The following is an 18,677-nucleotide window of genomic DNA, read 5'->3' on the forward strand; positions in this document are numbered from 1 at the left end:
GCTTGCTGGCGAAGAGGCCCTCGAGCCCCGCACCGTCCTCGCGGACGCCTTCGCTGGCAAGCCAGCTCCTACAGGTCGGGCAGGATCAGCCCTGCCACTTGCCGCCTTCGACAATCACGCTTTCGGGCTTGGTGTCGTCGCTCAGTTCCTTGCGCACGTACTGGTCATACAGCTTGAGCAGGTACTTCTCCTCGCCCAGCTTGGCCAGTTCGGCATTCACCCAGTCCCGCAATTCGATGTTGCCCTTCTTCACCGCCGGGGCGATCGGTGCCTGCTCGCCCAGGGTCTGCGGCAATACGCGGTAGCCCGGGTTCTGCTTGGACCAACTGAACAGGATCAGGTTGTCCTGGGCATAGGCGTCACCGCGACCGTTGGCCAGGGCCTGCAGGGATTCAGTGTTCTTCTCGAACTTGAGCAGCTTCCAGTCCGGGTGGTTCTGGGTCAGCCAGATGTCCGCGGTGGTGCCGGTGGTGACGATGGTGGTGCGGCTCGCCAGGTCATCCAGGCTCTTCACTGCACTGCCTTCAGGCACCAGGGCCTGGACCGCCACCTTGAGGTTGGGGTTGGTGAACTCCACCGCTTCCTTGCGCTCCGGGGTCACGGTCATGTTGGCCAGGATCAGGTCGACCTTGTCGCTCTGCAAGAAGGGAATGCGGCTGGCCGGTTCCACGGCGACGAATTCAACCTTGTTCTCGTCCCCCAACAGGTCCTTGGCGAATTGCCGGCCGATGTCGGTATCGAAGCCCACGTAGCGCCCGGTTTCATCGACGAAACCGAACGGCGGCTTGTCGGTGAATACACCGACGATCAGCTTGTCCCGGGCCTTGATCTTGTCCAGGTAGCCGGCCGCCGGCGCGGCGCTGGCAGCGGTGGCCGCAGGCTTGGGTGCATCATTGGATTTATCGCAGCCGGCCAGCAGGGCCAGACCGAACAGCGGCAGTAACAACAGCGAAGACTTGGCAGTTTTCATAAGAGCTCCAGTTCCTTTTTAGGGGCTTTCTTGGGCAGTGCTTCAACGAAGGAGAACTTCTCCAGGAACTGCTGCGCGCGTGCGCTCTGCGGGTTCGTGAAGAAAGCCTCGGGGGTGTTCTGTTCCACGATGCGCCCGCCGTCCATGAACACGACACGGTCGGCCACGGCCCGGGCGAAGGCCATTTCATGGGTGACGATCAACAGGGTCATGCCGTCGCGGGCCAGGCCCTGGATCACTTGCAGCACTTCCTTGACCATCTCCGGGTCCAGCGCCGCGGTGACCTCGTCGAACAGCATCACCTGGGGGTTCATGCACAACGAACGGACGATGGCGATGCGTTGCTGCTGGCCGCCGGAAAGCTGCCGGGGAAAGGCCTCGCGCTTGTCCAGCAGGCCCACTCGTTCCAGCAGCGCCTCGGCCTGGGCCCGGGCTTCCCGGGGCTCGCGCTTCTGTACCTTGAGCGGCCCCAGGAGGATGTTGTCCAGCACGTTCATGTGGGGAAACAGGTGATAGCTCTGGAACACCATGCCGATCTGCTGGCGCACCTGGCGCCAGTCGGTGGCGGGGCTCAGCAGTTCGCGCCCGGCAAAACGCAGGTGGCCGCTGTGGGCGGTTTCCAGGCCGTTGAGGCAGCGCAACAGGGTGCTCTTGCCGCAGCCGCTGGGGCCGAGGATGACGATCACCTCACCCGCCGCCACGCAGAGGTCCACTTCCTTTAGCACCTGCTGCGGGCCGAAGAACTTGTTGAAACCCTGGAACTCGATCAATGCGCTCATGCTTGCGTCCAGCGCCGTTCCAGCACGCGGGAGGCGGCTGACAACGGGTAGCAGATAAAGAAGAAAAACAGAAACAGCACGCCGTAGATCAGCACCGACTCGTAGGTGCGCTCGATGATCTGCTGGCCGACCTTGATCACGTCCACCACGCCGATCAGCACCGCCAGGGAACTGGTCTTGATGATCCGCGTGTAGACGTTGATGGTCGGTGGCGTCATGCGTTTCAGCGCCTGGGGCAGCAACACGTAGCCGTACAACTGGGCACCGGAAAGGCCGATGGACAGCCCTGCCTCACGCTGGCCCCGGGGCAGGGACTGCAGCGCCCCGCGCACCACCTCGCCGACCTCGCTGGCGGCCCACAGCGACAGCACCAGCACCGCGCAGGTGAAGCTGGGAATGCTGAGGCCGAAGAAGATCGGAAAGCCGAAGAACAGCAGGTACAGCCAGACCAGCACCGGAATGGCCCGGAACAGCTCCAGGTAGATCCGCAGCGGCACGTCCAGCACCTTGCGCTGCAGGCTGCGCAGCACGCCGTAGAGCACGCCGCCCAGGGTGCTGAAGGCAATGCTCAGCAAGGAAATCGACAAGGTCTGCGCAGCGCCCCTGGCCAGTTGCGGCAGGGACACCAGCAACAGCTCAAGACCCGAACTGGCCATGCTGCAACCTCCTTTCCAGACGGCTGAGCAACAGCGACAGGGGCAGGAACAACAGCACGCAGATCAGCGTCAGCACCGCGAGCATTTCGTAGGTCTTGTAGTACAGGGCGATGTAGCTCTTGGTGGTGTAGAGAATTTCCGGCACCGCCACCGCCGAGACCACGGTGGTTTCCTTGAGCAGGAAAATGAAATTGGCGAACAGCGATGGCAGGCTGAGGATCCCGGCCTGGGGCAGGATCACGTAGCGCAGCAACTGCCACTGCGACAGGCCGATGGAACGCCCCGACTCCAGCTGCGCCTGGGGCACGGCTTCCACGCCGGCCCGCAGCACCTCGGTGAGGTAGGCGCCGCCAAGAAAAGTCATGGTGATGATCGCCGCGGTGAAGCCGGAGACCTTGATCCCCAGGGCCGGCAAGGCGAAGTAGACGAAGAACAGCTGGATCAGCAGCGGTGTGTTGCGCGCCAGTTCAACGTACAGGCCGATCAGCCGGTGCAGGTAAGGGGTGCGAAATACCAGGAGCGTGGAGTTGATCAGGGCCACCAGCAGGGAAGTGCCGATAGCGATCAGGCCGACCTGCAGGGTTACCCCAACGGCTTTGAGAAAGGCCGGCAGGGTGCTGAGGATAAAGGCGTAGTCGAGGGTCATTGAAAGTCCTGGACGCCGCTGGGATACAGCGGCGGTGGTGCAGTCCATGGGGCGATGGGTAACCGCCCGGCTGCCGCGACTTTATAGCTATAAAAAGCAGAATTTAAATACCGTTAAGGCATATTGATATCACCCAAAAACCTAACCCGCGGATTTGCCGGGCTGGCGCCCAGCTACTACCTTCTCTGCCGGGCCTGCCGGGTTCTTTCGCGCTCGAACAGCCCCACTGGACGCTGCACTTCTCAAGGACGACCACCATGGCCGATGCAAAGACCCCGCAACCCCTGGACCCCCATGAACTGATGAAATGGCTGGCGGCCCTGCGCCGGGCCACCCAGCCCACTGCCAAAAACGCCCCTGTGTAGGCGCCGGCTCCTACGGTTTTTTCCGGCGCAATAAAAAACGCCGACGCTGCGCTAGCCGTCGGCGTTTAAACCTTGAAGGGGTTTGTCGCGTCAGTAGCCTAGTTCATCAGAACGCCGGCAGTACTGCGCCGCTGTATTTTTTCTCGATGAAGGCTTTGACTTCCGGGCTGGTCAGGGCCTTGGCCAACTTCTGGATGGCCGGGCTGTCCTTGTTGTCCGGGCGGGCCACCAGGTAGTTCACGTAAGGCGAATCGGAACCTTCGATGATCAGCGCATCCTTCGCCGGGTTCAGGCCGGCTTCCAGAGCGTAGTTGGTGTTGATCATGTCCAGGTCAACCTGGTCCAGGACCCGCGGCAGCATGGCCGACTCAAGTTCCTTGAACTTGAAGTTGTGCGGGTTCTTGGCGATGTCCTTGGGCGTGGCCACGGCGTTCTTCGGGTCCTTGAGCTCGATCAGGCCGGCCTTCTGCAGCAGGATCAGGGCGCGGCCACTGTTGCTGCCTTCGTTGGGGATGGCGATGGTTGCGCCATCTTTCAGCTCGGCCAGGGTCTTGACCTTCTTCGAGTAACCGCCGAAAGGTTCGACGTGCACGCCGATCACGGTTTCCAGGTGGGTGCCTTTGCCTTCGTTGAAGCTTTTCAGGTAGGGCAGGGTCTGGAAGTAGTTGGCGTCCAGGCGCTTCTGGTCGACCTGCACGTTGGGCTGCACGTAGTCGGTGAAGACCTTGATTTCCAGGTCCACCCCTTCCTTGGCCAGGGTCGGCTTGATCAGCTCGAGGATCTCGGCGTGGGGCACCGGGGTCGCAGCGACCACCAGCTTCTCGCCAGCCTGGGCGATACCTGCGCTCAGGGCTGCCGCCAGTGCGGTGAACAACAGAACTTTTTTCATGCAAGGTCCTTAGGTGTCGAGGTCGACGACGGCTTCAAATAGGGAACTGATTGAGGTGCCAGTGAAGTGCCACTGCTGGCGTGAGGCGGACAATACCGAGATTTTTTATTCCCGAACAATATCTTTTTCGCAAGAACTTATAACTTTTTTACGGGTACAAAATGGATAGCTGGCTAGCCTGCCGGTACGTCTCGTTGCTCCGTTACACAACGCCTGCGATCTATCGATTACCGACTTCAATGGCAACCTTGGTAATGACCGACGTCAGTGCCTTCTCCAGTGCACCATCACCCTCCAGGCTGGCGTAAATGTCATACCTCACTTCATGCTTCGAGTTCATCCAGCGCAACCCGGTCTTCCTGACTCCGCCCACTACTTTTTCCGACGTTTTCACCAAGGGCTTACCGAGGTCTTGAGGCTTGGCGTAATCATCGTCGTAAACAACTACACGCTGCGTCAGCTCACGTTCATAGTGGGACTCGTAGGTGACAACATAGTCAGCACCGCACGAATAAAGTGACATGACACCGTTCAAACCGCCTTCCTTCATCTCGACACCGGAGGGGGCTTCTTTGGAAAACTGACATCCCAATTTTTCAATTGCCGCTCTCGACTCCGATTTGAACCTGACTGCTTTAGATAGCCTTTTATCGGTCTTCTGAGCGAGTGTGACCATCGAACTGAATTGCTCGAAGCTTGGAAAGCTCGATCTTTTCTCAGGCTCAATTCGGGATGAGGCGGGTCTCTTGTTAATGATACTTTGAATATGTGCATTACCACTTAGAGGGTGAATTTCCAACTCCGCAATTGCCGAGAATGAAACAAGCAACATGCTTATGCAGATCATCAACAAGCGCATCATCACCACTCCGTCAGATTGCAAGAGGTCGTGTAGGTTTCGAGGCAGGGCGAACCGTCAGCTACGCTTGGAGACCAGCCAGGAGTACAGACATTGACAAGCAGATGATCCTGTTGAGCGCTGTAGTCAGGATCGCCATATTTCCCGTCCGCATAATGGAAACCGTAGACTTCCCAATCCATGCCACAAAATCCGCAACCTGCATAAGACCGCCAGGTACTGTCGGATTTATCGTAAAACTCCCTGTAACTGCCATCCACAGTGTTGTATTGCACAGACGATGTTTCTAATTTCCATGTACGTATCGTGTCCCAACTGACTGACTCGTTGAAGCCGAAACAGTTGGCACGAGAAAACATCGCCAGTTCAGTGAGATACGCATAGGCGTTGGGGGTCAGAGCAGATAGAAAAATGACCGCACAAGATACTCTTCTCATAAAAATCCCTTTAATGCTTGAAGCAGATTTCCTTTTCGAAGAAGTTAATGCAAATCATTTGCATGTACAACCATTGCTTTTGCAATAACTCTCGTGCTCGCTCCGCTCTACAATCCCAACCGCTGCGCAACCTTCTCCAGCACAGCCTTCAACCTTCCGCGCTCACTCTCACTTCCCCGCAGCAACACCTCTATTTGCCGCTCCAACTCACTCAGCGGTGACACTTTTTCCGGCAGGTTGAGGTGCTCGGGGAGTATCTCCTCGCCGCTGCTGACCAGCAGCGCAAAGTGAATGACGTTCTCCAGCTCCCGGGTGTTGCCCGGCCAGCTGTGGCGATTCAGGGCCTGCTGCGCGGCTTCGCTGATCAGCGGCACCGGCAGGTCCAGGCGCTGGCTGTAGATGCCGAGGAAGTATTCGGCCAGGGACTCGATGTCTCCCACCCGTTCCCGCAGCGCCGGCAGTTCCAGCTGGCCTTCGCTGAGGTAGCGATACAGGCGCTCGTGAAACTTGCCCGCCGCCACCGCCTGGGCCAGGTCGATGCTGGTGGCCGCCACCAGGCGCACGTCCACCGGGCTCGGTTGCTGGGCGCCAACCCGGGTCACTTCGTGGTTCTCCAGGGCGGCCAGCAGCTTGGTCTGGATCGGCAGCGGCAGGTCGCCGATTTCATCCAGGTACAGGGTCCCGCCGTTGGCCGAGCCGAACCAGCCGGCGCGGCTGCTGGCCGAACCGCTGAAACTGCCGGCGGCATAACCGAACAGTTCGGCGTCGGCGTAGGTCGGGCTGATGGCGCCGCAGTTCACCGAGACGAACAGGCCACTGCGATCGCTGGCACGGTGGATGTGCCGGGCCAGCAGCTCCTTGCCGGTGCCGGTTTCACCACGGATCAGTACCGAGACCGAACGCGGCGCCAGTTGCTCCAGCTCTTCGCGCAACTGCCGCGAGCGCGGGTCGACGAACACCAGCGCCTTGGCGCGGATGCTCAGGGGGCTTTTCTCGGCATCGGGGAAGGTCAGCAACGGCTGACCGAATGGGGTATGGGCACTCATGGCAGGCTCCCGCCCCAGACCGCCGGGGGACGGGGCGTTTAAACGAAAAAAGGACGATCAGGCACGACGCAGGGCGTGTTGTTCCATGCGGTTCTGCAAGCGGTACAGATAGGCGAAACCCTGCTCCCAGCGATGGTGGCCGGACTTGACGTTGATATGGCCGGCGCCGGCCAGGATCCCGGCCTCGGCGCCCCAGTCACGGGCCAGCTCCAGGGCCCGCGGCGCGCTCACGGCACTGTCGTTATCCGAGCTGACCACTTGGCTGGGGAACGGCAGCAGGTGCCGGGGGATCGGCGCGAAATTGCGCAGCGCCGGGGCACAGGCCGGGCGCTCGACGTCCGCCGGGGCCACCAGCAACGCACCGCGCACCTGGCGCAGGGCCGCTATGGGCGCGCGCGCGGCCCAATGAGCCACGGTAATGCAACCCAGGCTGTGGGCAATCAGGATCACCGGAGTGTCGTCGGCGGCAATGGCCTCGGCCAGGGCCGCCACCCAATCTTCGCGGCGCGGCGTCAGCCAGTCGGCCTGCTCCACCCGCGCGCTGTTGGGCAGGCTGTTCTGCCAGTGGGTTTGCCAATGATCTTCTGGCGATCCTTGCCAGCCCGGCACAATCAAGTAGCGAATGGATTCGTTGCGCATGGGGAACTCTCCTGCTGCGTGTCTGTTCCCGGACGAGTATAGGGAGGGGATTTATATTCGTTAAGGAATAAGAAGCTATTTATTAATTCCTTAAACGAATATAAAACTTCCCCCGGCCTCCGTAGGAGCCGGCTTGCCGGCGAAGGGGCCCGCAAGCCTTGCACCGCGCTCAAGGACGCCTTCGCTGGCAAGCCAGCTCCTACATCTGGCGCGATTACGGCGGTGTTCTTGTAGGGGTCGGCTTGCCGGCGAAACGGCCCGCAAGCCTTGCACCGCACTCAAGGACGTCTTCGCTGGCAAGCCAGCGCCTACATCTGGCGCGATTACGGCGGTGTTCTTGTAGGAGCCGGCTTGCCGGCGAAGGGGCCCGCAAGCCTTGCACCGCGCTCAAGGACGCCTTCGCTGGCAAGCCAGCGCCTACGGCTGGCGCGATTTCGGTGGGGGCCTTGCGGGGGCTTTTCGCCAGGCAAAAAAAAGGCCGCACCCTGCCAAGGAGACGGCCTGAAAAGTCGTGGCGTTGTTGCTCGGTCTCAGCGCGCGGTAATCACCGACAGTTTGGTGATGCCCGCACGCTCGATGGACGCCATGGCTCGGGCCACTTCGCCGTAGTTGACGCCATCGTCGGCCTGCAGCTGGACCCGCACTTGCGGGTCCTTGGCCTTGGCCGCTTGCAAGTTGGTTTCCAGCAGGTCCGGCTGGATCTCGTCCTTGTTGATAAAGAGTTTGCCGGCACCGTCGATGCTCACCACCAGCGGGTCTTTCTGCTCCACCGGGGCCACGGCCTCGGTCTTGGGCAGGTTGATCGGAATGGCGTTGGTCAGCAGCGGCGCGGTGACGATGAACACCACCAGCAGCACCAGCATCACGTCCACCAGCGGCGTGACGTTGATCTCACTCAGCACTTCATCGCTGTCTTGGGTGGAAAAGGCCATGTCAGGACGCCTCCTTCACTTTTTGCGGGCTGCCCTGGGCCGCGGCCTTGTGCACGCTCGGGTGGATCAGCACGCGAAAGGAGTTCTTCTGCGCCAGGCTGTAGAAGTCGTGGGCGAAGTCGTCCAGGTCCGCGGCCGTGAGCTTCAGGCGCCGCAGGAAGTAGTTGTAGACCAGCACCGCCGGCACTGCGACGGCGATCCCCACCCCCGTCGCCACCAGGGCTGCGCCAATGGGACCGGCCACGGTTTCCAGGCTCGCCGAACCAGCAGCGCTGATGCCTTTCAAGGCTTCCATGATCCCCCACACGGTGCCGAACAGGCCGATGAAGGGCGAGGTGCTGCCGATACTGGCAACCACCGCCAGGCCGGTTTCCAGGGAACGACGCTCACGCACGATCTGCTGGCGCAGGGCACGTTCGAGACGGTCCTGGTGGTTGATTGCCTGGCTCAGGTCCGCCGCGTGGGGCGCTTCGCCAACCTGGATCGCCGCATAGCCGGCCTGGGCCACCCGGGCCGCCGCGCCGGGCTGGGTTTCACTCAACGAGGCAGCGGAGTCGAGGCTGGACGCTGCCCAGAACTGATTGTGGAACTTGCGATCCTGGGACTTGAGGCGGGCGAACTGCACGCCCTTGACCAGGGCCAGGCCCCAAGTGGCGACGGAGAAGACCACCAACAGCCAGATCACCGCGCTTTCGATGGATTCCAGTGGAGATGCCAGTAACGTCATGATGTGTTCCCTCTGTGTAAGCGTTTAGCGCGTGTTGGTTGATCGGCCTTGCGGCTCAATGAATCTTGAAATCTATGGGTACGCTGACCCAGCCGTCCTGGGCCACGTCGCCCTGCTTGGCAGGGACGAAACTCCAGCGCTTGACCGCGGCCAGGGCGGCGTCATCGAGTTGCTGGCGACCACTGCTCTTCTGGATCTGGATCTCGCCCGGCTTGCCGCTGGCCAGTACATGCACCCGCAGCAGCACCGTGCCTTCCCAACCGCGACGCTGGGCCAGCGACGGATATTCCGGCGCCGGGTTCTTCAAGTACGCGGCATTCGCCGAAGCCGGGGTCACGGGCGCCGGGACCGGTGGCGCGGGCGGAGCCGGAGCGGCTACCGGGGCCGCGGGCTGTGGCGGCGCCGGAGTCTGCTGCACCGGTTTGGGCGCAGGTTTCGGCTCGGGCTTGGGCACCGGCTTGGGTTTGGGTTTGGGCACCGGCTTGGGCGGTGGCGGCTTCACGGCCAGCTCGTCCTCCACTGGCGGTGGCGGCTCCACCACCGGCTGTACCGGCTGTGGCGGTGGGGGCTCGACCACCGGCGGCGCCGGGCGCGAGAACTCGATGGTCATGGGCGGGATTTCCGGCGGCACGATCGGCAGCACCGGGGTAGGCTTCTGGCTCAGCCAGTAGATCACTGCCGCGTGCAGTACCAGGGCCGCGGCGCCGAGGATGATGGCCTCACGGCGACGCAATATCCCCTTGGGCGTGCGTTGCAGACGCAATTGGCCCAGCGGCAAGCGGTGAGGCCGGCCGAGGTCGACCAACTCGCCGCTCGGTGCCTGGCGCCACAGCACCTCGTGTGCACTGGCGGCGGTCTGGACATTGCCCATGGATTCACTCCCTACGATCTTTTGAAAAACCCGGCACCGGCGTTTGAACTGCCCCCACGCAACGGTGCCGCGGGGTCAATGATCAGTGCCCCGTGCTTATCTCTTAAAGTAATCTTTCAAGTTATAGATAGATCGAAATCGAATACCTGATTTCGCGAAAAAGCCCCAGGCCCCGTGGTTCAAGGGCTGCAGCCAAGAGGGAAAAACACCATGCCTTGCGGGCATCGAAAATATTCCCGCAAAGCATCGAAACAAGACGCTTGGCGGGGGATGGAACAGCTCTCCAAGCAGCAGCGCCCCCTCAAGATCAGCCCTTGCGCTGCTTGAACAATCTTGTGAAGGGGCATTCCAGGGCCGCTGGGGCACTGTGCTACCGGCATGAGGCGACGAGATCCCGGCGGCCGCCTGTTATCGAACGCGCGACGGCTAGGCGAACCTGTTCCGCAACTCGCCCCCCGGATGATCGGCCTGTACAGCCCTGGTGCAGACGAACCTGGCCAACCAGCAGACAGTCATCGCCTGGCCACTTGCGGCTTGACGCTTGCCACTGCCCGCAACTGTTCCTGTAGCTCCTTGCCGGCCCGGCTCAAGCCACTGCCGGCGTACAACGCCAGGCGCACGCCCTGGATGTCCGGCAAACCGCTGTCGGCGTCGAGCACGCGATGCCCCTTGCCCAGCACCCGCACCGGCAACAGGCTGATGCCCAGGCCCGCCGCCACCGCCGAACAGACGCTGGCCAGGCTGGCGCTGGAATAGGCGATGCGCCACGGCCAGCCACCGACTTCCAGGTGATGGAGCATTTCCTGGCGATACAAACCGCCCACCGGGAACGCCACCAAAGGCAGCGGATCGCGGCCAAAGGCGGGCTGGCGAACGCTATCGACCCAGCACAGCGGCTCGGGCCAGGAGTCCACGCAGTCATCGCTGTGGCCCATCTGCTTGACCAGCAGCAGGTCGAACTCACCCCGCCGGTACTGGCGCAACAGCTCAGGGCCCAGGCCGCTGCTGACCTCCAGGCGCACTGCCGGGTAGTCCAGGCCAAAGCGCGAGAGCATGGGCATCAGGCGCTCGGCGGCGAAATCTTCCGGCACCCCGAGGCGCAGGACCTCTTCGCCGCGCTGGTTGACCAGCATATCGCTGGCCTCTTCATGCAGCGCCAGGATGCGCCGGGCGTAGGCCAGCAGCCGCTCGCCCTCCACCGTGGCCACCACCCGGCGCTGGTCACGGTCCAGCAACTGGCAGCCCAGGCTCTCTTCCAGGCGCCGTACCTGCTGGCTCACAGTGGACTGGGTGAGGTGCAGGCGCTCGGCGGCGCGGGTGAAGTTCTGGCTGTCGGCGACCGCGACAAAACTGCGTAACAACACCGGATCCAACATGTTGACCTACCATCCTGACTGCCACTGGTTGGCATGATTATATTTAATTTCAGAATACCCAGGGCCGTCACCATACTTCCCTTTCATCAGCCGGAACGGGAGGTTCTCATGCAACTCAAGCGTTTTCTCAAACGCGGCCTGATCGCCGCCGGCCTGTTCACTGCGGGGGTGGTCATGGCCAGCGATGGCGCGTTGCTGGAAGCGGTACGCAAGGGGCAACTGCAACAGGTGCAACAGTTGCTTGAGCAAGGCGCGGCGCTCGATGGCCGTGGCCTGGACGGCAGTAGCCCGCTACTGGTGGCCACCCGGGACAACCGCATCGACATCGCCCGGGCGCTGATCGAGGCCGGGGCCGACGTCAACCGCAAGAACCTGATCCAGGACAGCCCCTACCTGCTGGCCGGCGCCAGCGGTCACAACGAAATCCTCAAGCTGACCCTGGCCCACGGCGCCGACCTCAAGAGCACCAACCGCTACGGCGGCACCGCGCTGATCCCGGCCTGCGAACGCGGCCACGTGGAAACCGTGCGCCTGCTGATCGAGGCCGGCGTCGAGCTGGACCACGTCAACCACCTGGGCTGGACCTGCCTGATGGAAGCCATAGTGCTGTCCGACGGCGGCCCGGCGCACCAACAGATCGTCGCCCAACTGATTGCCGCCGGCGCCGACCTGAACCTGCCGGACCGTGCCGGCCTCAGCCCGTTGCAACAGGCCGAGCGCCGTGGCCAGGGCGCCATCGCCAAGCTGCTGCGCGATGCCGGCGCTGCCTGAGCCCGCCCCTCTTTTGAAGGAACCTTGCATGCACGACGATCAACACTACCTGCAACAGACCGTGGCACTGGCCCGGCGCAATGTCGAACAGGGCGGCCGCCCGTTCGGCGCATTGCTGGTGCGCAACGGCCGGGTACTGGCCGAGGCGGTGAATGAAATCCACCTCAGCCAGGACCCCACCGCCCACGCCGAGATGCTGGCCATCCGCGCCGCCAGCAGGCAATTGGGCCCGCGCCTGGATGATTGCGTGATCTACGCCAGCGGCCAGCCCTGCCCCATGTGCCTGGCCGCCATGTACCTGTGCGGCGTGTCCCGCGCGGTATTCGCTGCCAGCAATGAGCAAGCAGAGCCGTTCGGCCTGTCCACCGCGGCCATCTACCAGCAACTGAGCAAGCCCCTGGAAGCCCAGCGCCTGCCGGTGCTGCACCTGCCCCAGGCAGCGATGAGCGCCCTCTACCAGGATTGGCAGGAGCGTCATGCAGCGAACTGAATCCACCTTCCAGCGCTGGGCCGGCTGGGCCCTGCTGGTGTGCCTGGGGCTGAACCTGCGGCCGATCCTCAGCTCGGTCAGCCCGCTGCTCAACGAGATCCGCGGCGCCACCGGCATGAGCTTCCAGAGCAGCGCCTGGCTCACCAGCCTGCCGGTGATCTGCATGGGCCTGGTGGCCTTGCTCGGTGTACGCATCGAAGCCCGCCTGGGCGAGCGTCGGGGCGTTTCCCTGGGCTTGCTGCTGGTGCTGCTGGCCTGCCTGGTGCGGCTGTTCTTCGGCCAGGCCGCGGCCTTGCTCGCCACCGCCCTGCTCGGCGGCGCCGGGGTGGCCTTGATCCAGGCTCTGGTACCGGCGTTGATCAAGCGCCAGTTCCAGCACCGGGTGGCCCTGGCCATGGGCGTCTACTCGGCCTCGCTGATGGGCGGTGGCGGCATTGCCGCCCTGCTCAGCCCGCAGGTGGCCAGCCACTTCGCCAACTGGCAGGCGGGGCTTGGCGTCTGGCTGCTACCGGCCATGGCGGCGCTGCTGCTCTGGGCCTGCCTGCCCCTGGGCGCCGGCCGCCGCAACGGCAGCCCGGCTCCCCTGGCCGGGCTCTGGAACAACCGCCGCGCCTGGCTGCTGGCGCTGTACTTCGGCCTGGTGAACTGCGGCTACATGAGCATGGTGGCCTGGCTGCCGGCCTACTACCTGCAGATGGGCTGGAGCGCCAGCCAGAGCGGTTCGCTGCTGGCCTTCATGACCCTGTTCCAAGTCAGCGCCGCCCTGCTGATGCCGGCCCTGGCCCAGCGCAGCAGCGACCGCCGACCGCTGCTGGGCATCAGCCTCGCGGCCCAGGCCGTGGGTTTTCTCGGGCTGGTGCTGTGGCCCTTGCAGAGCCCGCACCTGTGGGTGGCGCTGATCGGCTTCGGCCTCGGAGCGTGCTTTGCCCTGAGCCTGATCCTCACCCTGGATCACCGGCGCGACCCTCGGGAAGCCGGGCAACTGGCGGCTTTTGTCCAGGGCGTGGGCTTTCTGATCAACGCCGTTTCGCCATGGCTCAGCGGCTGGCTGCGGCAAGTCACCGGCAGCTTTGTCAGCGCCTGGTGGGTGCTGATCGTGGGTGTCCTGGCGATGCTGCTCCTGACCCGGATCTTCAGCCCCGCCAGCTATCAGGCCCGGGCCCAGCTCGATACCGCGCCCCAACCGGCCTGACACCGGCCCTCCAACCCACCGCCTGCCAGCACGGCAGGCGGCGTTCTTCATGTCGCCACAGCACCACTATCCTTCTCGACCGGCTAAGATCGGCCGCCAACGCCTCTCGCGACAACGGGCACACACTCAACTCAGGACACAGGAATAGCGATGGACGCTGCAACGATCGGCCGCTGGGTAAGCAGCCTGGGGCTCAGCCATGAAGAACTGATCGCCCGGGGAGAACGCATCGAGACCCCGACGGACAAGATCTACGACGAATTCGATTGGCTGACCGTGATCGTCGAGCCCGGCCTGATGCTGGACTTCTGGGAAGACAGCCTGGCCCTGGAAAAGGTATTGATCGAGCTCATGCCCCTTGAACAGGGGCGCTCCTTCTACAGGGGCGAGCTGCCCGCCCCGTTCTCGCGCAGCATGACCCACGCCGACATCCGCAACCTGCTGGGTACGCCCCTGCGATCGGGGGAGCGCAGGCCATCAGCAGATGGGCAATACACGCTCAACGCCTGGGAGAGCTACCGCCTGCCGGAGCACCTGCATCCCGGTGCGCGGGTTGGGTTCGTCTATAGCGCCGACCGGCAGATCAAGGTCCTGTCGTTCGACTTGCTGGAGCCGCAGCGCGACTGATTCGGCCACACAGAGTGGCTCGTGGAAACTCGCGGCGATCCGCCAGGCATCAGAGGACCGGCGCGAGATCGCCAAGCAAGGCCCTGCGGTCCTTTTCGCAGCCTCGCAGGCTCGGCAGCGGCGACAGGAAACGTGGAGGACGACAGAGATAGGCCGGCCGGCAGGCCGCCGGCAGATTTTGATCTTGCTCTGGCTTTTGATCTTCCTGCCCCCTTAGACACGATGGCCAAACGCAGGCGAGGCACCGAGTGGAGGGGCAGGTGCCTTTGGTTACTTTGGGCTGGCCGGCATTCCGGGCTTCAAAGTGACTCGCTGCAAGAGCGAAACCATAAGTGGCCGTGACCGCAGCAATGGATAGGTACACCAATAAGACCCCAACCTCAGGTTTTACGGCCACTACGCGCCCGAGCGGGAACAAGCTCCCTCGCCACAGCATGATTCCTGGCCTGGAGTCGTGAGGATTATTGAAAATAAATTATTGTAATTCGATAATTTTTTATCAATAATTTGCCACCCCCAAAGTTTTGCAAGGAATAACGCATGAACTCCCAAATCAACGGCTCGGCCCAGTACCGCTTACGACGGGTCGGCCTGCTGGCCGCGATCCTGGCCTGGGTCATGGGCGTGGTGGAGCTGGGCGGCAATGCCGGGCTCTGGATCTACAGCAAGGACCAGGTCCTGGGCGCCCTGCTCAGCGTATTCGCCGAACACTCGCCGCGCCTGCTGGAAGCCGACTTCAAGCTCTCGTCGCTGAGCTTCGCCCTGCTGGTGATCCTCGACTTCCTGCCACTGCTGCTGTCGAGCTTCGCCCTGTACCTGACCGGCGTGTTCTTCCTGCGCCTGTCCCGTGGCGAAACCTGGAGCGATCGCAACATCCGCATCCTCTGGCGCGTGGGCATGCTGTGGATAGTCGCCCCGGCCACGTTCCCGATGATGGAAACCCTGCAAGGCCTGGCCCTGTCCATCGACCTGCCGCCCGGCCAGCGCATCCTGCAGATTTCCGCGGGCTTCTCGTCCTACGCGGCCTACGAGGTGGTCAAAGGAATCTTGCTCTGCTCGTTTTCCATTATCATGCGCGACGCCAAAGTCCTCAGTGATGAGCACAGTCACTACATATAGAACAATGAGATGACCATTATCGTTCGGCTTGACGTTGTCATGGCTAAAAACAAGATTCGCTCGAAAGAGTTGGCCGCCATCCTGGGCATTACCGAGGCCAATCTGTCGTTGCTGAAAAATGGCAAGGTCAAGGGGATGAAAATCGAGACCCTGGACAAACTCTGCGCCGCACTCGACTGCCAGCCCGGCGACCTGCTGGAATATCAGGCCACCGAGCCCGCGTGACACCCCCGCGTTTGTTTGATCCGAGTCCCGATCGTTAAAGCCTTACCACTCCTCACGTTGCACATTGGCTTATTCATGACTCGCTACCTGCTCTGCCCGCTGCTTTTGCTCGCCTGTCTTTTGACCGGCTGCGCCAACAAACTCGAAGTGGCGATTGCCGCCACTCCGGCCCCGGACTACTACTTCGACCCTCAGGCCCCGGTGCTGGTAAGCATCAACGGAGCCAACGATGCCCACGGCCTCAACGCCAGCTACTACCTGCGCGACATGGTCGCCGCCCTGCATGGCATGGGTTTCAAGCAGGTCTACACCGATACGTCGCTGCCCAAGAACCATCCGCCGTTCCGAATGAACTTCACCCTCGACGTGGGCAGTGAAAAGGTCAGCTACCGCTACACCGCCACCGACTACGGCCAGGTGCCCAGCAGCACCAAGACGGTGTGCAAGCAGAGCTCCCATAAAGACAAGAACCTGGTGTGCAACAGCACCCCGACCACAACCTGGGGCCCGGTGGGTTCCTCGGAGCGCACCGGCTACACCACCCTCAGTACCTTCAACATCAAGGCCAAGGACGAGCAGAGCCGGCGCACGGTATTCCTGCTGCGGGCCTCGTCCTATAACGAGGACTGCCAGGACGCCAAGGTCGAGGATTTCCTGGTGCAGGAAAGCCTGGACAACCTGGACTTCCGCAACCGGGTGCAGCGCAAATACACCGTCACCCTGCCCGAAGGCCATAGCTGCAAATAAGCGCCTACCCCGCACCGGGCGACACGCCTACAATCGCCCCTCGACGCCCACCCGATCCTCCATCGGGCGGGCGCGGTCCCTCAACGACAAGGCGCATGTCGAGCATGACCCTGGATTGGAATGCCTGGGAAATAGAACCCGGATCTATCGTGGACGAACAGCTGATCGCCCAGGTGCAGCATCGCCTCGGCGTCGAGTTTCCGTCGCTGTACCTGGAGCTGGTGCAGTACGCCGAGGCCGCCACGCCGGGGATCGGCGGCTTCGCCTATGACGGCGGCTACACCTGCATCAGCGAGTTCTTCGAATTCGGCCTGAGCAGCCAGCCCTGGACCCTGCTCTGGTACGCCAGCCCTGGCCGTGTGCCGGGGCTCGCCGCAGGCTGCCTGCCGATTGCCCGGGATGCCGGCGGCCTGCTGATCTGCCTGGACTTCAACAGCCCGGCCGTGGCGGTGGAAATCTTCGACCCCGAGAGCGCCAGCCGTTACCCGGTGGCCGCCGATTTCAAGGCCTTTGTCGAGCTGTGGCAGCCATGAACACACCGCGCAAATGGATAGTCGTGCCCACCAGCAAAGACGCCCAGCAACGCCTGGACCTGGACCAGTGCCTGCCAGGAGACCTGGAGGAACTGGCGCTGTCCCCGGAGCAGTGGGCAGCCCTGTCCCGCAGCGACCTGCTGCCCAGTTTGAACCGTGCCCTGGGCACCCTGATCGATGACTACGAGGACGCGTCGATCCAGGGCCAGGCCGCCCTGGCCACGGCCCTGTCGATCCTGACCCGGGCCGCTACGGCGCAAGACGAACTGCTCCCCAAGCTGATCGCCTTGAATCGACTGGCCCTGGAACGCGACACCGGCCTGTTTTTCTACTTCTGAGGCCATCCCAGGGCTGCTCCCGCACCTGATTTGTGGCGAGGCCGCCCGCCCCCGGGAACCTGCTCAAATCCCCGCCTGTTTGAGCCCCGAGTCCGGCACGCTCACTGCCGTTTCCGAACGCGGCGTGCCCTGGGGCACCCAGTCGTAACTCACCGGCAGAGCCCGGTACACCCAGTTGCTGATGGCCTCGCTGCCCGGTGCCTTGCCCAGATAGGGGCTGACGTATTCCCAGACGATTTCACCGCCGGCCGTCACCTGGAAGAAGCGCCCGTTCATGCCTTCATCGATCAGGGTATTGCCGTTGGGCAGGCGCCGCGCACTGCTGATGAACGAGCTGTAGAAAGCCCAGCCCGGCTGCCGGGAACTGGCGGCGCTGTACTGCCAGACGATCTGGTTCTTGATCGGGTCGATCTCCAGCACCCGGGAGCCGGCGATCAGCCCCAGGGGCACCGAGGGGTAACCGGCGGTGCCCTGGTTGTCGAACACCAGCAGATGCCCGGCCCCTGGCAAGCCGGCGGGAATGATGTGGGCGTCATGCTGGCCGACGAACTGGTCCACCGGGCGCGGCACCTTGGCGGCGGTCTTCGGGTTGATCGGCGACAGGTTCGGCCCCAGGCGCCAGACCACCTTGCCGCTGTGCTTGTCGAGGATGGCGATGAAGTTGGCGTTGCGCGAGTCGATCAGCAGGTTGTCCGGGGCGAAGCGTTTATCACCGGCGTCGAACCACTGGTTGGGGCCCACCACGCTGAGGTTGTTGATGTGCAGGTAGTCCGGGTTGTCGGTGCCGTACACCAGCTTCAGTTGCGCCGGGGTAAAGCCGAATTCCTTGAGGTGTTCGGAGGCCAGCCACTGCCATTTGACCTGGCCCTCGGGGCTGACTTCATAGATCGCGTCGTCGATCACCTGGGGCACCTTGAACCCCGCCACCTTGTGCACCTTGTTGGCCAGCACCAGGGTGTTGCCGTTGCTCAGCCGGCGCTGGTCATGATGCTGCTGGGCCGCACCGCCCGGGGCCTGGTCGCCCCACTGCCAGACCAGCTTGCCGTTCCAGTCCAGCTCGCCGACGCTCTGGTTGCCCAGGCCGTTGCCCGCCGAACCCAGGGGCCCGGGCTCCTTGTCCTTGAGCTGCAACAGCACCCGGCCACGCTCGCCGCCCACCAGTTGCGGGTCGATGATGGCCGAGGGGAAACCGGCCTGGGGCCAGTTCTTCACTTCGTTGCCATTCATGTCGATCAGGTGGGTCTGCTTATCGGCACCACTGAAGATCACGTACTGGTTATAGGCCCTGGCCGGGTCGTAGCGAGTGACGCCGGTGGGGTAGACGCTGGGCGCGGCCTGCACCGCCGAGGCCAGCAGGGCGGTGGACAGCAGCAGGGGCAAAGCGGTGGTGAGGCGCAACATGACAAGCACTCCTGTTCAAGTCGAAAGGCGCCGGAGAACCCG

At 63.0% G+C, this 18,677-nt stretch carries 23 protein-coding genes; 9 read left to right on the forward strand and 14 right to left on the reverse strand.

Features of this window, described 5'->3' with window-relative positions; genetic code table 11:
- Nucleotides 1–85: 85 nt before the first annotated feature.
- From ACUXVH_RS06475 to ACUXVH_RS06535, 13 genes are all read right to left on the reverse strand, one after another.
- Complete coding sequence (locus ACUXVH_RS06475; protein WP_011058614.1) at nt 86–970, reverse strand: transporter substrate-binding domain-containing protein; 885 nt, start codon at nt 968–970, stop codon at nt 86–88.
- Nucleotides 967–1,749, reverse strand: a complete 783-nt coding sequence (locus tag ACUXVH_RS06480) for an amino acid ABC transporter ATP-binding protein (RefSeq protein WP_011058613.1) — start codon at nt 1,747–1,749, stop codon at nt 967–969. Before ACUXVH_RS06480 ends, ACUXVH_RS06475 begins: the two co-directional genes overlap by 4 nt.
- Complete coding sequence (locus tag ACUXVH_RS06485; protein WP_445494262.1) at nt 1,746–2,405, reverse strand: amino acid ABC transporter permease; 660 nt, start codon at nt 2,403–2,405, stop codon at nt 1,746–1,748. Before ACUXVH_RS06485 ends, ACUXVH_RS06480 begins: the two co-directional genes overlap by 4 nt.
- Entirely contained in the window at nt 2,386–3,051 is a 666-nt protein-coding gene (locus tag ACUXVH_RS06490; RefSeq protein WP_445494264.1) for an amino acid ABC transporter permease, read from the reverse strand. The genes ACUXVH_RS06485 and ACUXVH_RS06490 overlap by 20 nt, the downstream gene beginning before the upstream one ends.
- Nucleotides 3,052–3,522: 471 nt before the next feature.
- A complete protein-coding gene (locus ACUXVH_RS06495) occupies nt 3,523–4,305 on the reverse strand; it encodes a MetQ/NlpA family ABC transporter substrate-binding protein (protein ID WP_011058610.1) in 783 nt (260 codons plus the stop codon).
- A gap of 220 nt (nt 4,306–4,525) precedes the next feature.
- A complete protein-coding gene (locus ACUXVH_RS06500) occupies nt 4,526–5,167 on the reverse strand; it encodes a hypothetical protein (RefSeq protein WP_103407120.1) in 642 nt (213 codons plus the stop codon).
- Nucleotides 5,167–5,601 (reverse strand): hypothetical protein, encoded by a 435-nt coding sequence (locus tag ACUXVH_RS06505; protein ID WP_146042000.1) that lies wholly within the window; start codon nt 5,599–5,601, stop codon nt 5,167–5,169. Before ACUXVH_RS06505 ends, ACUXVH_RS06500 begins: the two co-directional genes overlap by 1 nt.
- A gap of 107 nt (nt 5,602–5,708) precedes the next feature.
- Nucleotides 5,709–6,647: a sigma 54-interacting transcriptional regulator gene (locus tag ACUXVH_RS06510; RefSeq protein WP_103290577.1), complete on the reverse strand. Its 939-nt coding sequence runs from the start codon at nt 6,645–6,647 to the stop codon at nt 5,709–5,711.
- A 57-nt stretch (nt 6,648–6,704) separates the two neighbouring features.
- Nucleotides 6,705–7,286 carry an alpha/beta hydrolase gene (locus tag ACUXVH_RS06515; RefSeq protein ID WP_445494268.1) on the reverse strand — a complete coding sequence of 194 codons (582 nt, stop codon included), beginning with the start codon at nt 7,284–7,286 and terminating at the stop codon, nt 6,705–6,707.
- A 530-nt stretch (nt 7,287–7,816) separates the two neighbouring features.
- Complete coding sequence (locus tag ACUXVH_RS06520; protein ID WP_011058607.1) at nt 7,817–8,218, reverse strand: ExbD/TolR family protein; 402 nt, start codon at nt 8,216–8,218, stop codon at nt 7,817–7,819.
- A gap of 1 nt (nt 8,219) precedes the next feature.
- Nucleotides 8,220–8,945, reverse strand: a complete 726-nt coding sequence (locus ACUXVH_RS06525) for a MotA/TolQ/ExbB proton channel family protein (RefSeq protein WP_011058606.1) — start codon at nt 8,943–8,945, stop codon at nt 8,220–8,222.
- Between the two features lie 55 nt (nt 8,946–9,000).
- Nucleotides 9,001–9,816 (reverse strand): energy transducer TonB, encoded by an 816-nt coding sequence (locus ACUXVH_RS06530; protein WP_123431256.1) that lies wholly within the window; start codon nt 9,814–9,816, stop codon nt 9,001–9,003.
- A 512-nt stretch (nt 9,817–10,328) separates the two neighbouring features.
- A complete protein-coding gene (locus ACUXVH_RS06535; protein WP_011058604.1) occupies nt 10,329–11,192 on the reverse strand; it encodes a LysR substrate-binding domain-containing protein in 864 nt (287 codons plus the stop codon).
- 108 nt (nt 11,193–11,300) lie between these two features.
- On the opposite strand from ACUXVH_RS06535, the gene ACUXVH_RS06540 reads away from it, so the two are divergent.
- From ACUXVH_RS06540 to ACUXVH_RS06580, 9 genes are all read left to right on the forward strand, one after another.
- Complete coding sequence (locus ACUXVH_RS06540) at nt 11,301–11,963, forward strand: ankyrin repeat domain-containing protein (RefSeq protein WP_011058603.1); 663 nt, start codon at nt 11,301–11,303, stop codon at nt 11,961–11,963.
- Between the two features lie 28 nt (nt 11,964–11,991).
- Complete coding sequence (locus ACUXVH_RS06545; protein ID WP_445494272.1) at nt 11,992–12,453, forward strand: nucleoside deaminase; 462 nt, start codon at nt 11,992–11,994, stop codon at nt 12,451–12,453.
- The gene (locus tag ACUXVH_RS06550; RefSeq protein ID WP_401333618.1) at nt 12,440–13,645 is read left to right on the forward strand and encodes a CynX/NimT family MFS transporter; all 1,206 of its coding nucleotides are present in this window, start codon (nt 12,440–12,442) and stop codon (nt 13,643–13,645) included. Before ACUXVH_RS06545 ends, ACUXVH_RS06550 begins: the two co-directional genes overlap by 14 nt.
- Nucleotides 13,646–13,795: 150 nt before the next feature.
- Complete coding sequence (locus ACUXVH_RS06555; protein WP_015633728.1) at nt 13,796–14,272, forward strand: DUF6392 family protein; 477 nt, start codon at nt 13,796–13,798, stop codon at nt 14,270–14,272.
- A 540-nt stretch (nt 14,273–14,812) separates the two neighbouring features.
- A complete protein-coding gene (locus ACUXVH_RS06560; protein ID WP_065364767.1) occupies nt 14,813–15,391 on the forward strand; it encodes a hypothetical protein in 579 nt (192 codons plus the stop codon).
- 9 nt (nt 15,392–15,400) lie between these two features.
- Nucleotides 15,401–15,616, forward strand: a complete 216-nt coding sequence (locus ACUXVH_RS06565; protein WP_011058598.1) for a helix-turn-helix domain-containing protein — start codon at nt 15,401–15,403, stop codon at nt 15,614–15,616.
- Nucleotides 15,617–15,691: 75 nt separating this feature from the next.
- A complete protein-coding gene (locus ACUXVH_RS06570) occupies nt 15,692–16,363 on the forward strand; it encodes a hypothetical protein (RefSeq protein WP_015633726.1) in 672 nt (223 codons plus the stop codon).
- Nucleotides 16,364–16,458: 95 nt separating this feature from the next.
- A complete protein-coding gene (locus ACUXVH_RS06575) occupies nt 16,459–16,896 on the forward strand; it encodes an SMI1/KNR4 family protein (protein ID WP_011058596.1) in 438 nt (145 codons plus the stop codon).
- Complete coding sequence (locus tag ACUXVH_RS06580; protein WP_445494276.1) at nt 16,893–17,234, forward strand: hypothetical protein; 342 nt, start codon at nt 16,893–16,895, stop codon at nt 17,232–17,234. Before ACUXVH_RS06575 ends, ACUXVH_RS06580 begins: the two co-directional genes overlap by 4 nt.
- A 63-nt stretch (nt 17,235–17,297) precedes the next feature.
- Here the strand turns inward: ACUXVH_RS06580 and ACUXVH_RS06585 are convergent, their stop codons facing one another.
- Nucleotides 17,298–18,635, reverse strand: coding sequence for an aryl-sulfate sulfotransferase (locus ACUXVH_RS06585; protein WP_011058594.1), 1,338 nt, complete (start codon nt 18,633–18,635; stop codon nt 17,298–17,300).
- Between the last annotated feature and the right edge of the window lie 42 nt (nt 18,636–18,677).

This window comes from Pseudomonas sp. 8(2025), assembly GCF_052665325.1.